9 protein-coding genes and 3 tRNA genes are annotated in these 14,193 nt (G+C 52.9%); 3 read left to right on the top strand and 9 right to left on the bottom strand.

The window, feature by feature from the left end:
* Window positions 1-12 precede the first annotated feature (12 nt).
* Window positions 13-5,730 carry an alpha-2-macroglobulin family protein gene (locus tag HQ50_RS00280; protein ID WP_039427478.1) on the top strand — a complete coding sequence of 1,906 codons (5,718 nt, stop codon included), beginning with the start codon at window positions 13-15 and terminating at the stop codon, window positions 5,728-5,730.
* A gap of 13 nt (window positions 5,731-5,743) precedes the next feature.
* The gene (locus HQ50_RS00275; RefSeq protein ID WP_039427476.1) at window positions 5,744-6,688 is read left to right on the top strand and encodes a 2-dehydropantoate 2-reductase; all 945 of its coding nucleotides are present in this window, start codon (window positions 5,744-5,746) and stop codon (window positions 6,686-6,688) included.
* A gap of 133 nt (window positions 6,689-6,821) precedes the next feature.
* Here HQ50_RS00275 and HQ50_RS00270 read toward each other — a convergent pair whose 3' ends face one another.
* The 9 genes from HQ50_RS00270 to HQ50_RS12425 form a co-directional block, all read right to left on the bottom strand.
* Window positions 6,822-8,438 (bottom strand): ABC-F family ATP-binding cassette domain-containing protein, encoded by a 1,617-nt coding sequence (locus HQ50_RS00270; RefSeq protein ID WP_018965776.1) that lies wholly within the window; start codon window positions 8,436-8,438, stop codon window positions 6,822-6,824.
* A 272-nt stretch (window positions 8,439-8,710) separates the two neighbouring features.
* Window positions 8,711-9,730, bottom strand: coding sequence for an NAD(P)-dependent oxidoreductase (locus HQ50_RS00265; protein WP_039419480.1), 1,020 nt, complete (start codon window positions 9,728-9,730; stop codon window positions 8,711-8,713).
* Between the two features lie 167 nt (window positions 9,731-9,897).
* Window positions 9,898-10,152, bottom strand: a complete 255-nt coding sequence (locus HQ50_RS00260; RefSeq protein WP_018965774.1) for a GlsB/YeaQ/YmgE family stress response membrane protein — start codon at window positions 10,150-10,152, stop codon at window positions 9,898-9,900.
* An 88-nt stretch (window positions 10,153-10,240) separates the two neighbouring features.
* On the bottom strand, window positions 10,241-10,495 hold the full coding sequence (locus tag HQ50_RS00255) for a GlsB/YeaQ/YmgE family stress response membrane protein (RefSeq protein ID WP_026292322.1): 255 nt from the start codon (window positions 10,493-10,495) through the stop codon (window positions 10,241-10,243).
* 27 nt (window positions 10,496-10,522) lie between these two features.
* Window positions 10,523-13,381 (bottom strand): excinuclease ABC subunit UvrA, encoded by a 2,859-nt coding sequence (uvrA, locus tag HQ50_RS00250; protein WP_052074848.1) that lies wholly within the window; start codon window positions 13,379-13,381, stop codon window positions 10,523-10,525.
* A 122-nt stretch (window positions 13,382-13,503) separates the two neighbouring features.
* A tRNA-Leu gene (locus HQ50_RS00245) sits at window positions 13,504-13,587 on the bottom strand.
* Between the two features lie 37 nt (window positions 13,588-13,624).
* Window positions 13,625-13,707: transfer RNA gene (locus HQ50_RS00240), tRNA-Leu, on the bottom strand.
* An 86-nt stretch (window positions 13,708-13,793) separates the two neighbouring features.
* A tRNA-Gly gene (locus HQ50_RS00235) sits at window positions 13,794-13,869 on the bottom strand.
* A 172-nt stretch (window positions 13,870-14,041) separates the two neighbouring features.
* Entirely contained in the window at window positions 14,042-14,131 is a 90-nt protein-coding gene (locus tag HQ50_RS12425; protein WP_161781358.1) for a DUF1661 domain-containing protein, read from the bottom strand.
* On the opposite strand from HQ50_RS12425, the gene HQ50_RS12420 reads away from it, so the two are divergent.
* Complete coding sequence (locus HQ50_RS12420) at window positions 14,094-14,186, top strand: DUF1661 domain-containing protein (RefSeq protein ID WP_161780797.1); 93 nt, start codon at window positions 14,094-14,096, stop codon at window positions 14,184-14,186. The two genes, HQ50_RS12425 and HQ50_RS12420, sit on opposite strands and share 38 nt — an antisense overlap.
* The last annotated feature ends 7 nt before the right edge of the window (window positions 14,187-14,193 follow it).

Below are 14,193 nucleotides of genomic sequence, written 5' to 3'. Positions count from 1 at the left end.
AGCGACAGTACGATGAACATACGAGTTATCTTCAGTCTATTTCTTGCTTTGACTATCGGTCTTACTGCAATGAATGCACAGAATCCTTATGCTACCTTGGAAAAGGAGCTGGAACAATACCGTCAGGAACGCCGTCCGCGCAAGGTGGCCGAGACGCTGAAGAAGATCAGGGTGATGGCCGAATCTCGCCGTGATGTCCCCATGCTCCTGCACAGCATGTTCCTCTATGACGATCCGGAGAACGACATCAACGACTATCCCGAGGAGCCGTTGATGAACGACCTCGACAAACTCATGCAGGCCTCATGGCTCAGGCCTGTGGATCGGGCCATGATTCTCTTCATGCGACTGAGAATGTACGTCCTATACGGACAGTTCGGGCCTGCGTATATGATGGATGCAGTCCAAGGCAATCCGAAAGATAATCGTCTGAGCCTATGGAGCGAAAAGCAGTTCGAAGACGCTTTCCTGCGAGATTTCGATGCATTCCTCTCCTATCGCAAAGCCCTCCTGCAAGCCCGAACGGAGGACTTCCGTCCTTTGTTCGAATCCCAACCGAAAAAATGTGATGCACCTCCCCGTTCGCTCTATCAGAGCTGTATATCCGTCCTTGCCCTTGCTGTCGGTAGCAGTTCGGAAGCTGACGGAAAGATTTCGCATGCTCTCGAACAGGAACTGCGCCAAGCAGCATCTTATCTCTCTGGCAGACGTGAGCAGCTCGAGATGGAGACCGACCGATTGGACTACGAGAAGCGGTGTCGAAAGCTCGATGATGCAGCTTCCTGTCGTCGGATGGACGAGCTGATAGCAGCGTATTCGGATCTCCCCGATGTAATCGGTATGGTGGACAGACGAGTGAATGCCTACTGCAATGAAGAGGACTATATATCTGCTCTCGATCTGTGCAACAGCTATCTGTCCAAGTATCCGGAGGCTCCTCGTATCAACCTGCTGAAAAGCTCTCGGGCTTCGCGTATTTTGGCTTCTTTCGTCAAGTGCGACTATCCCCTCCGGCTGCATACACGTCTCCCGAAGAGCATGCGGATCGCATCGCGCAATGTCGGCTCTGTCCTCATCAGTCTGTACAGACTGAAAATGAATGCCTTGCAAGCTGCTGGTATAAAGCAGGAGGATCTGCACTCGTATGCGAAAGGAACACCTGTTTGGACGGAAAGCATCCGGACACAGGGCCGGGCCGATATGAAAATGGATTCGATCCGCTGTACACTTCCGGATCTGCCCAAGGGGGTCTATCTGGTGAAAGCCTCGGCAGAGCAGTGTGTACTCGAAGAGACCAAGCCGGTGCCCCAATACAATCTGCTCCATGTATCGGATCTCTTCTTCCTCGCTCAGCAGGCCATGCCGGGTGTGCAGGTACTCGATGCGCTGACGGGCAAGCCCGTGGAGGGCGCATCGGTGGATGCTTCCATGCGTTATTCTACAGGCCGATCGGTTCATACCCTTTCTCCCACGGATCGGTATGGCCGGATCGATCTGCCGAAAAGCTACAATTGCTTCTTCCCCTATACCGACGGTGACCGCTCGCATCCCGTTGTTTCTGCTTATACCTACAAACAGGATCAGGTGGATCTTTCCAAGAAGAATGAGCGCAAGTATATCGTCTCCACGGATCGCGCTATCTATCGTCCCGGGCAGAGAGTCCTTTTCTTCGGGCAGTGCGACCGGATAGGTTATGCCGTGGAGGACGCACGTGCCATCGGTAGATCGGAAGTTGAAGTCGTGCTGCAAGATGCTAACTTCAAGGAGATCGATCGGCTGCTATGCAAGGCAGATGAGATGGGACGTTTCTCCGGCAGCTTCGACCTCCCGGCAGGGATCTTGAATGGCCTGTTCGCACTACGAGTGGAGGGGGATACATATCCCTTCAGTGTGGAAGAGTACAAGCGACCTACATTCGAAGTCGGCCTCCGGAGTCCCGATGCTGCATACGCTATGGGCGACTCCCTCCGCATACGGGGCGAAGCCAAGACCTTTACCGGAATCGGTATGCGAGGAGCTACGGTGAACTACCGGCTCAGCCTGACCCCCTATATGCGTTGGTGGTGGGGTAGGCCTGTGGCCGATAAGATCGTACAGACCGGTGAGGCAGTGGTCGATGAATCGGGGTGCTTCGTCATACCTGTTTCGCTGTCTCGGCCGGAAGGGCGGGAAGACTATTCCTACGTCCTCTACACGCTATCGGCAGATGTGACCGCCCCCGGTGGCGAGACGCAGACCGCCGTACTCCGAATACCCGTGGGAAAAGAACCCAAGAGGGTGGATGTCCAAGTGGGTAAATATATTCGTGCCAACGAAGACAACTGGCTTGCCACCGATCTGCCGGATCTGACATTCACCCTTACCAATACTTCCGGACAGACGGTGGAGGGATCCATCGCCTACTTCCTGTGCGATGCCGACAATGAACGTATCGGTCGGCTTTATACCGCAGCTTCAGGTGTGGTGACGCCTGCTCCGGCCGAATGGGGCAAGTTGCCTTCGGGACAGTACCGATTGCGTTTTGGCGAGAGTGGCGGAGAGGATTCCGACTTTGTTACGAAGGACATTTATCTCTTCCGTCCCAAAGACCGTCAGTTGTCGAATCCCTCCCAAGGTCTTTGGACATATGTGGCGGAGGAGAAATACGACAGTCAGCGCCCTGCCCGCATCCTGGTCGGTGCCACTCCCAAGGATGCGGATGCTCAGGAGTTGTATCTGTTCTACGACCTGACTCAGGCAGGCCGATTCATCGAAAGGGAGATGATCGCTTGCCGGCCGGGTGAGATCGTCGAGATAGTGCCGATGCTTCCGGCAGCTCCGTTGCCGGAGAGTATGAATGTTTCTCTCTATTATGTATACGGAGGGAAGCTGTATAGTCGAAGCATAGATCTGGAACGCAGACTGCCCAAGCGAGAGATAAAGATGTCGTGGAGTACTTTCCGCGACAAGCTCCGACCCGGCGAGAAAGAGACATGGAAGCTCCGTCTCGCCGATGCAGAGGGCAAACCGCTCTCCCACACCATGATGGCTGCTTGGATGTACGATGCTGCTCTTGATAAAATCGTGCACAGTTCTGTTTTCTCCTCCCGATTCTTTTCTTTTGCCGACTCTCCGGCTTCTTTGATTAGGTTGTCTTTCCCGAATAGCGGGTATCGGGTGTCGGGATCTGTGGAGGATTCTTACGTGCAAGTCGGTTTCAAACACCCTGTTTTCAAAATTCCCCAACTCTGTCTCTGGTCTGCTACCGGTTATAGATATGTGTCTTCGGATTATTATGATGAACCGGTGATATTGGGATATGGAGTTTCGCGAGCCAAATCGGTCGATGCTTTCCCGATGGCGGTGGAAGCTGCTCGGGCAGATGCCGCAAATGAAGCAAAACCTAAATCGCAGGAACCTCGGATTGAACAGCCCTCGCTGCGTACCAATTTCGCTGAGACTGCATTCTTCGAACCGGCATTGCTGACGGACGAACGGGGTGAAGTCTCCTGGTCTTTCACGCTGCCGGAGACACTGACGCGCTGGCACTTGCTCCTCTTTGCACATACGAAGGATATGCGGTTGGGCATGAAAGACGAAAGCGTGGAGGTGCGGAAAGACTTTATGCTTACACCCAATTTGCCACGATTCCTGAGAATGGGAGACAAGGGTACTGCCTCGGCTTCTATTCGGAACCAGAGCGAGACGATGCAGCAGGGCTTCGTCCGCATGGAACTGTTCGACCCTGCTACCGACAAGCTATTGGGCGGCGAGAGGCTTCCGTTCTCGGTGGAAGCCGGTGGTACGGTTACGGTGTCGTTCCCGCTCGATCCTGTCTCCGGATATGATGCTCTGGGTGTACGTTTCTTAGCCGAAAGCCAAGACTTCAGCGATGGAGAGCAACACTCGATCGTGCAACTGCCGGCTACGGAGCGAGTGGTGGAGACCATACCGCTGATTCTCTACGGCGGACAGTCCCAAACGGTGGATCTGGATAGTCTATTCCCCCATCGCAACGGCAGACCGGCTATGGGTACAATGGCTCTTCAGGTGGTGAGCAATCCGCTTTGGGTGGCCGTACAGGCCTTGCCCGTGATGACTGATGTACAAGAGGAAGATGCCGTTTCGGTGGCTTCGGCTCTTTATGCCAATAGTATTGCTGCTGCCCTCGTTTCGGGTCGCTTGCTGCATGCTCCTGCTTTGGGTGAGAGTTTGCGGCACTACTTGGCGCAGCCTTTGGATACACTCGCTTTACAAAAATCGCCCTTGTCCTCGGACGAATTGCCTTGGCGTGCGGAGATGCTGGCCGAACAGAACAATCGTCAGCGTTTGCAGGCTCTCGTGGCTTCGGATCGTCTGACATGGACGGAGCAGATGCTGACTGACAAACTGAAAAGGCTGCAAAAGTCTGACGGTTCGTGGGCTTGGCATCCTGAGATGTCATCCAACGATTATCTGACGGACTATGTGATGACGATGCTGGTACGTCTCTCCGCTCTTACCGCTGCACCGGAGCATAAGGTATTTCAGGCGGTGAAGCGTATGGGGTGGAATGCTCTCGATGATGCTGCCTCACGACTGATGGATAGAATGAAGGAATACGAAAAGAAATCCAAGAGTAAGTACAAAATACTGCCGGAACGAGCACTCAACTATCTCTATCTGCTTACGCTCGACAGTCGCAACCCCGGCTCTCGCGGTCATGCTGCCCGCAAGTATTTCCTCGATATACTCGGCCGATCCCTTCCGCATATTTCCATTTTGGATATGCCGCGAGCTGCCATCGTACTCCACGGTGTAGGGCGTAAGGCACTGGCCGATGATTTCCTCCGTTCTATCCGTGAGCATATCATCCGCACACCGGATCAGGGCGCGCACTTCGCACTGCCTTCGGGCGGTTATTACTGGTGCGACCGTCGCTATGGTATGCAGACGGAGGCGATCGAAGCCTTCGCTCGTATCGGTACACCTGAGGACAGCTCTCGTATCGAAGGCTTGCAGATGTGGCTCCTCAATCAGAAAAGAACTCAGCTTTGGCCGAGTCTGCCGGCTTCTTCCGATGCGGTATATGCTCTCTTGTTAGGTGCAGGAAAAGAACAAATGGAAGAGGCTACTGTGTCTGTCCAAGCTCCTATACCTGCCTTGTCGGGCACATTTGCCGGTGCAGGCGAAAGTAGGATAGCTGCGGTGGAAGATCTTCCGCAAGGCAAACTAAGTGCAGAACTTGCTCGTTCGGGCAAAGGCTTTGCATGGACTTCTTTCCTGGCAGAATACGATGCGCCGGCAGCGGATCTCGTGGCTACGGGTAATGGCCTGTCGGTGGAGAAGCAGCTTTTCTCCGAGCAGGTGATAGATGGCAAGTTAACACTCATTCCTCTGCAAGAGGACGATCGGCTGGAAGTTGGCAAACGGCTCGTGACGCAACTGACCATTACGCTTGATCGCGATATGGATTTTATCGTCCTGACGGATAAGCGAGCGGCTGCGGTGGAACCTATCGGCCAACTTTCCGGTTATGATTATGCAGCCGGAACGTTCTACTACAGGGAAATAAAGGATAGCAGCACGCGTTTCTATTTCGACCGTCTGGTAAGAGGATCCTACAAGCTCCAATACTCCACCGTTGTGGTTCGTTCGGGAGCTTATGCCTCGGGTATCGCTACCGTGAGCAGTGCCTATGCGCCGGAGTTTACCGGTCATACCGATGGCGGCAGACAGCTGCAAACAGTTCCGGTCGCAAATACTCAATAAACTAAAGAAGCAAATGAACCAACAACCAATCAAAATCGCTGTATTCGGACTCGGTGGGGTAGGTGGCTACTACGGAGCCATGCTTGCCCTCCATGCAGCTGCGACGGACGGCCTCCTCGAAGTTTCATGGATAGCGCGCGGAGCGCATTTGGATGCCATCCGTGCGGCAGGGGGTCTGCGAGTGGTCACTCCCTCACGAGATTTCCTTGCTCGTCCTACCTGCGTCACGGATAATCCTGCCGAAGTCGGCACGGTCGATTATATCCTCTTTTGTACCAAGGACTATGACATGGAGAAGGGAGTAGCAGAAATCCGTCCGATGATCGGGCCGAACACGAAGATCCTGCCCTTGCTCAACGGTGCAGACATAGCCGAACGCATGCGTACCTATCTGCCCGATACGGTCGTATGGAAAGGATGTGTCTATATTTCTGCTCGCAAGAGTGCTCCCGGTTTAATCACGCTGGAGGCTGATCGCGAACTTTTCTATTTCGGTTCGGGACTTCCCGAGCAGACGGACGATGAGGTGCGCCTTGCCGAACTGCTTACTGCCGCGGGTATTCGTGCATATAATCCGACCGACATCGATTGGTACATTATGAAGAAATTCATGATGATCTCCGTAACGGCTACCGCTACGGCCTACTTCGATAAGCCTATCGGCTCTGTTTTGACCCAGCACGAGCCTGAGCTGCTGTCTTTATTGGAAGAGGTGGCCGAGCTTTTCCGTGCCAAATACGGGCAAGTCCCGGACGATGTAGTCCAACAGCTACTGGACAAACAGCGCAAGATGCCTCCCGAAAGCACTTCGTCTATGCACAGCGATTTCTTGCGGGGCGGATCCACGGAGGTGGAGACGCTGACCGGCTATGTCGTACGTGAGGCCGAAGCTCTCCGTGTGGATCTGCCGGTGTATAAGCGGATGTACAGAGAGTTGGTGAGTCGAACCGCGAGCTGATCCGAAGAAACAACGATAGATAAAGCGAGAGGGGAGACAAACCCGAAGCAAAGCAGGCTGTTGCAGCCATTATGCTTCTCGGGTTTGTCTCCCCTCTCGTTTGCTTGTACGTCTCGTCGTGACCGAGCGAGACTTATTGGCCGTATAGCTTCTGGCGCATCTCTGCTACGATCGGATCGGTGATGTAGTCATCGTAGTCCATGATCTTGTCTATGATTCCATTCGGTGTCAGCTCGATGATACGGTTGGCTACCGTCTGGATAAACTCATGGTCATGGCTGGCGAAGAGAACATTGCCGCGATAAGTCTTGAGCGTATTGTTGAATGCCTGAATGGATTCGAGGTCGAGGTGGTTGGTAGGCGTGTCCAAAACGAGTGTATTGGCATCCAGCATCATCATCTTGGAGATCATGCAACGCATCTTTTCCCCTCCGGAAAGAACGGATGCCTTTTTGAGAATCTCCTCTCCGCTGAATAGCATACGGCCCAGGAAACCTTTGAGATAAACTTCGTTCGTGTCCTTGGCAAACTGGGACAACCACTCCACGAGATTCAGATCCGTATTGAAATAGCTCGAGTTGTCCAACGGCAAATAAGCTGTGGTAATGGTTTGCCCCCATTCGTAAGTGCCTTCATCGGGCGTCATCTCTCCGTTGATAATGCTGAACAGGGCAGTCATCGCACGAGGATCTCGGCTGATAAAGACAATCTTGTCGTCCTTTTCGACATTGAAATTCAGATCACGGAAAAGAAGTTGTCCCTCGATACTCTTCGTCAGCCCCTTTACTTCCAGAATCTTATTGCCGGGTTCGCGACCGGGTGTAAAGAGAATACCCGGATAGCGACGGGAAGAGGGAGTAATCTCTTCGACGTTGAGCTTTTCGAGCATCTTCTTGCGACTCGTCGTTTGCTTACTCTTAGCCACATTGGCACTGAAGCGGCGGATAAACTCTTCCAACTCCTTACGCTTCTCTTCTGCCTTCTTGTTTTGCTGCTGTTGCTGGCGCAGAGCGAGCTGGCTGGATTCGTACCAGAAGCTGTAGTTGCCGCTGAACTGTTGCACCTTGCCGAAGTCGATGTCCACCGTATGGGTGCAGACCGAATCGAGGAAGTGGCGGTCGTGGCTTACGACGAGCACAGTGTTTTCGAAGTTGCTCAGATAGTTTTCCAACCAAGAAACGGTCTCGAGGTCGAGGTCGTTCGTCGGCTCGTCGAGCAGAAGGTTGTCGGGCTTACCGTATAGGGCGCGCGCCAGTAATACACGCACCTTTTGCTTTCCGCTCAGATCCTTCATCAGCATATAGTGCAGATCCTCTTTGATGCCAAGTCCGCTCAGCAACATGGCTGCATCGCTCTCGGCATTCCAGCCTTCCATTTCGGCGAATTTGTCCTCCAGCTCCGCCACGCGTGTGCCGTCTTCGTCGCTGAAGTCCGGTTTGGCGTAGAGCGCATTCTTCTCCTCCATGATAGCCCAGAGGACGGAGTGCCCCATCAGCACGGTATCCATCACTGTATTCTCATCGAAAGCAAAGTGATCCTGACTCAGCACTGAAAGACGCTCGCCCGGTCCTAAGGTTACCGTCCCGCGTGTAGGATCGAGCTGCTTGCTGATCACGCGCAGCATAGTGGATTTGCCCGCGCCGTTGGCACCGATGATACCATAGCAGTTACCGGGGGTGAAAGTGAGGTTTACGTCTTGGAAAAGTATTCGCTTGCCGAACTGGACACTCAGGTCATTGACTGTAATCATTATTATATGCTTGATTCGTGTCGGGGAATCTCCGAACGAGAGGGCGCGGAGTAGTTGTTTTCCCCCTGATTATATTTTTCGAGCGACAAAATTACTGAAAATAAAGAGACTAACTCCCATCCCCTGAAAGTATGGCTGTAAAGAATCGTAGGCACACGGAAGTTTAGGCTCGGCACTTTATTGAAAACAGAAAGCGATGCGACAAGATTGCTGTCGCGTAAGCAATCTTGATACACCGCCTCTATGTCGTATGAGGGAAAGAGGGCCAGCTATTAGAAGTAGTACTTCTTTTTGGCTTTGTCGTTCTCTTTTATCGCCCGAAGCGGAGCACTTTTGCCCTCCAGACTCTTTCGCTGCATACCGCCGAATATCTTGTTAGCCAGCTTTTTCAGAATAGGCTGTTGGGATGCCAACTCCTTAAAGTAGTCGTCTAACGTATGACTGCGGAAGTGCAGGATCGCTTCCAGTGCATCTCCATCGGCGAAGTACCCCCCGAAGCGATTGCGCGTAGCGAAGGCTCTGTCCGGAAACTCCGGGTAGCCCAGGCTGAGCAACTTGAACAGGCGACGGATATAGTCGGAGTAAACGATGCGGCAGGTTTCGCCCCCTCCCACATTGTATGTGCGTCCCCAGAGGGAAGCCTTATGCTCGTAGGCTTTGACGCAAGCAGAGGCCAGGTCGCGGATATGGACCGTCTCGAAACGCGTAGCCAGCGGCATACAGAATACCGAGCTGTTCAGCAGGGACGAGTCGTGTCCGAGGATGATGCCCGGGCGGTAGATAGTCCATTCGAGGCTGGATTCCTGCACCAGCTTTTCGGCCTGCAGCTTGGTCAGAGCATCGTAGTCGCCCATGGAGGGGCAGGTCATATTGTCCGCACTGATCATAGGTGCTTTCAGTCTGTCGCCATATACCCCTACCGTAGAAATATATAGCAGATAAGCGCCGGGGGAGAACCGTTCCAGATTCTCTATGATGTAGCGCGTACCCATCGTATTGACGTCCTCGGCCAAGCGAAGACGCTTGTCGGCATTGGCCTTCTCCAGACTTTGGCAATGAATCACAAAATCCTGTCCCTTACAAGCCTCTACAGAATTGTCCTGTATCGAACAGTCTCCATAGAAAATATGAATCTCCTTCTTGTACTTTTCGAAGAAAGCCATCGTATGCCCGCGCTTGATGTCCAAAACGGAAATTTCGAAGACCTTGCGCATTGTGAGGAGTTGAGCCAAGATCTCTCTTCCCAGCGCACTGCCGGCACCTGTCAGAAGAACTTTTATCCTGTTAGCCATAACTGTTTTTCGTCTGTAAGGAATTAATGTTTATTGTGAGTTCAAATATAAGGAATTAGGCAATAGCTTCCAAGCTGAAAAGGCTGAGCACAGGCGCAATGTGGCTCACAGGATTGCCGTGCGCAGCCTTTTCCTCGATTGTATTTGCCCTTGGGAATGATCCCCTCCTACCGCTTTCCGCCGAAGAAGTCTACGATCGCCAGCAGTATGATGGCTCCGAGCGTAGACGTGGCAAGCCTTGCCAAAAAAGATCCACCGTCCGAAAAGCCTAAAATACTCAACACAAAACCACCCAAAACAGCACCGACCAGGCCGACAATGATGTTGAGCAATAAGCCCAACGACCGGCCTTTTCGTAACTTACTTGCTATAAAACCTGCTAAACCACCGATAATAATCGAGCCTAAGATTGATCCTAACATTTCAATTCATTTTTATAATTAGACACCCAAATGATATAAGCAATGGGCGCTGCACCCCCCCAATCGCTAAACAGATAGCCGATGACGCTCAACGCTTTTTGCTGAAGAGGTCGGCCAGCAGCAATAGAACGATGGCCCCGAGTGTAGACGTGGCAAGTCTGGCCAAGAATGATCCACCGTTATATACACCTATTAAATTCAGCAGGTATCCGCCCAGGACACCGCCGATCAAACCGATAAGAATATTGAGAAATAAGCCTAATGACTTTCCTCTCCGTAATTTACTTGCTATATAACCGGCCAAAGCGCCGATAAAAATTGAAGCTAATACTGATCCTATCATATTGTATTCATTATTATAATTGGTACGCTAAGTGTTTTGTTCGCTCGCCAATACCTCTTTGAGCCATATTCCCGTATAGGAAGTAGGACAGCGCATCACCTCTTCGGGTGTGCCCGAAGCCACCAAATACCCACCGGCTCCTCCCCCCTCAGGGCCTAAGTCGATGATACAGTCGGCACTCTTGATCATCTCCATATTGTGCTCTACCACCACGACCGAATGCCCTTTGTCGATAAGCGCGTTCAGTGCGTGCAGCAAGGTACGAATATCATGGATATGTAAGCCCGTAGTCGGTTCGTCGAAGATGAAAAGCGTGGGGTCGGGTTTGGCTTGTCCCAGATATGCAGCCAGCTTGACGCGCTGGTTTTCCCCACCGGAGAGTGTACTGCTGCTCTGTCCCAGTTTGAGATACCCCAGTCCGACCTCTCGAAGACATTCGAGCTTCTCCACTATCTTGTCCGTATAGCCGGCTTTCGGATGATCGGTGAAAAATTCAACGGCCTGATTGACCGTCATCTCCAGCAAGTCGTAGATATTAGCACCGGAGTACTCCACATCGAGAATCTCCTTGCGGAAACGTTTGCCATGACACTCTTCGCACTCCAATACTATATCGGCCATGAACTGCATTTCCACCACGATACTGCCCTCTCCTTTGCAGGCCTCACAGCGGCCACCTTCCTTATTGAAGCTGAAGAAATAGGGCTGGTAGCCCATCTGCTTGGACAGCGGCAATGCGCTGTAGAGCTTGCGAATATCGTCGTAGGCCCCAATGTATGTGACGGGGTTGGAGCGAGTACTGCGGCCGAAATTGTTCTGATCCACGTACTGAATGTCTCGGATAGACTTGAGGTCTCCGATGATGCCCTCACAGGCTAGTCCCTGTGTATTGCCTCCTTCGAGGATTCTTTTCACTCCTTCGTAGAAAAGATCGCGCACCAAGGTACTCTTTCCCGATCCGCTCACACCGGTCACCACCGTGAGTACGTGCAGCGGAAAGCGCACATTCACTCCTTTCAGGTTGTGCTTCGAGGCCTCTCGCACTTCTATATAGGAACTCCACGGACGACGCAGCCGTGGCACTTCGATCTTCTCCCGTCCTGTCAGATAAGCCGCTGTGTAGCCCGGAGTATCCATGTCTATGCGGTCATATTCGCCGGCATAGACCACTTCGCCACCCTGACGGCCGGCCTTCGGCCCTATGTCGATGATATAATCGGCTGACCGGATTGTCTCCTCGTCATGCTCCACGACCACAACGGTATTGCCCAGATCGCGCAGTCGCTTCAGCACACCGATAAGCCGATGCGTATCTCGCTGATGCAGACCGATACTCGGCTCGTCCAGCACGTAGAGCGAACCCACCAAGCTGCTGCCGAGCTGCGTAGCCAGACTGATGCGCTGGCTCTCTCCACCCGAGAGCGTATTGGACAGGCGGTCAAGCGTCAGATACCCCAATCCCACTTCGAGCAGGAAGCGTAGCCGCTTGCCTATCTCCTCCAGCAGCCGTCTGCTTATATGTAGATCGTCTTCCGATAGCTGTAGCCCCTCGAAAAATGCCGAAGCCTCCTCCACGGTCAGAGCCGTCAGTTCCGATATGTTCCGTCCGCCGATCCTCACGCACAGAGCATCCGGCTTGAGTCGCATCCCACGGCAATCGGGACAGGTGGCCTTGCCACGAAAGTGTGCCAGTCGGACGCGGTTCTGAATCTTGTGCATCTCTCGCTGCAGCATGGAGAAATAGTCGTCGATGCCGACACTCGGGTAGTCCGGTTCTCCCGTGGGTACACCGCGCCAGAGCATCTCTCGCTCTGCTTCAGAAAGCTCTTTATAGGGCTTGTGTACGGGAAAGCCCAGGGGGGCACTCTTTTGGATGAAATAGTCCTTCCACATCTGTGACTTGGGTCCTATCCAGCAAGCCACACATTCTTCATAGACGGAGAGCGACTTGTTCGGCACCACCAGATCTTCGTCGATCCCCATTACCTTCCCGAAGCCTTCGCAAGTAGGGCATGCCCCGATAGGATTGTTGAAGCTGAACATCTCCGGACTCGGCTCTTGAAAGGTGCGTCCGTCAGCTTCGAATACATTGCTGAACATCCGTTCCTCCACCGTTCCATCCGGACTTTCGATCCGCAGCAGACATGCCCCGTTTCCTTCGAAAAAAGCTGTCTCGGCCGAATCCGCAAGACGCGACTCATAGTCCGCCTTATTCTCTGCCACCGCGAGCCTGTCGATCAGCAGGAAGCAGGAGGTCGTATCGGGGCAATCGGTTTCGGTCGATAAAATGTCCTCGATCCGCTTCATCTCCCCGGCTACGAAAACGCGCGTATAGCCCTGCTGCTGTTGGATCTGCAAGTGCTCACGCAGACTGCGCCCTTGAGGAGCTTGCAGCCCTACCAGAAGATACAATTTGGAGCCGACGGGTCTATCGGAAACGTAAGCGACCAGGTCGGCCACCGTGTGCTTCTTCACCTCCTCTCCGCTTGTCGGGGAGATGGTCTTGCCCACACGAGCAAAAAGCAGACGCAGGTATTCGTATATCTCGGTCGATGTGGCTACGGTACTCCTCGGATTGCGACTCACCACGCGCTGCTCGATGGCGATGGCAGGGGGGACGCCGGCGATCAGATCGCACTCAGGCTTGCGCATCCTACCCAGAAACTGGCGCGCATAGGCAGACAGGCTCTCCACGTAGCGTCTCTGACCTTCCGCATAGAGCGTGTCGAAAGCAAGAGAACTCTTGCCCGAACCGGACAAACCGGTCACCACGACCAATTTGCCTCGCGGGATAGCCAGCGATATATTCTTCAGATTATTGACGCGCGCCCCTTTGATGATGATGGCTTCGCCACTTGTGGGATGCTCGCTTTCCTGCTGCTTCATTCTGCCTGTTTTTTATTTTACAAAGACTAAAGATACCTATTTCGTGCGGTTTGACGCCGATTGGCTCTTTCTTCAAACAAAAAAAGAGGACGCTCAACCGAATGAACATCCTCTTCTTGAAGTACGCGAGATGAGATTTGAACTCACACACCGTAACCGGCACTACCCCCTCAAAGTAGCGTGTCTACCAATTCCACCACCCGCGCAAATTGTTTTTTTGTTTGTCTTTCCCTCGATAGTCGGTGCCCGGGACAGGAATCGAACCTGCACGTCTTTTGAACACTCGCACCTGAAACGAGCGCGTCTACCAATTCCGCCACCCGGGCGTCTGTTTATCGACCGATCTTTCTTGGAAAGATGCACCCTTTTTCAGGATGAGGAGACTGCCATAGGCCGCATGCCTACTGCCTCTTGGAGCGGAAGACGGGACTCGAACCCGCGACCCTAACCTTGGCAAGGTTATGCTCTACCAACTGAGCTACTTCCGCGATTGCGATGCAAAGGTAGTATCTTTTTTCAGTTGCACAAGCGTTTCCACCTCTCTTTTTTCAAGAGCAGCGGGTATCCGCCTCTGTCGGATTGGCAGGAAAGGGGGGACTAAACAGAGCTCGAAATCAATTTTTTTAACTTTCTTGAATGGGAGTTTAGGCGCCGAAAACCTCAGGATTTACGCGCCAAAATCCTGCAAATCTCGCGCGAGAAGTTTTTCGTTTTGGCGCGAGAAATTTTTACTTCCCGAACCAGAACCAAAAAAATCTCGCGCCACGTTTTTCAGCGCACCAATCAGGAAAATTATGGCGCGTAAACCGAAT

This window comes from Porphyromonas sp. COT-052 OH4946, from assembly GCF_000765965.1.
Classification (GTDB): domain Bacteria; phylum Bacteroidota; class Bacteroidia; order Bacteroidales; family Porphyromonadaceae; genus Porphyromonas; species Porphyromonas gulae.
The sequence above is the reverse complement of the archived record's forward strand: the minus strand, read 5'-3'. Positions and strand labels throughout refer to the sequence as shown.

Excerpts from the sequence above, each read along its gene's own strand:
- HQ50_RS00280 (WP_039427478.1), top strand. The coding sequence starts at position 13 with ATGAACATACGAGTTATCTTCAGTCTATTTCTTGCTTTGACTATCGGT.
- HQ50_RS00275 (WP_039427476.1), top strand. The coding sequence starts at position 5,744 with ATGAACCAACAACCAATCAAAATCGCTGTATTCGGACTCGGTGGGGTA.
- HQ50_RS00270 (WP_018965776.1), bottom strand. The coding sequence starts at position 8,438 with ATGATTACAGTCAATGACCTGAGTGTCCAGTTCGGCAAGCGAATACTT.
- HQ50_RS00265 (WP_039419480.1), bottom strand. The coding sequence starts at position 9,730 with ATGGCTAACAGGATAAAAGTTCTTCTGACAGGTGCCGGCAGTGCGCTG.
- HQ50_RS00260 (WP_018965774.1), bottom strand. The coding sequence starts at position 10,152 with ATGTTAGGATCAATCTTAGGCTCGATTATTATCGGTGGTTTAGCAGGT.
- HQ50_RS00255 (WP_026292322.1), bottom strand. The coding sequence starts at position 10,495 with ATGATAGGATCAGTATTAGCTTCAATTTTTATCGGCGCTTTGGCCGGT.
- uvrA (WP_052074848.1), bottom strand. The coding sequence starts at position 13,381 with ATGAAGCAGCAGGAAAGCGAGCATCCCACAAGTGGCGAAGCCATCATC.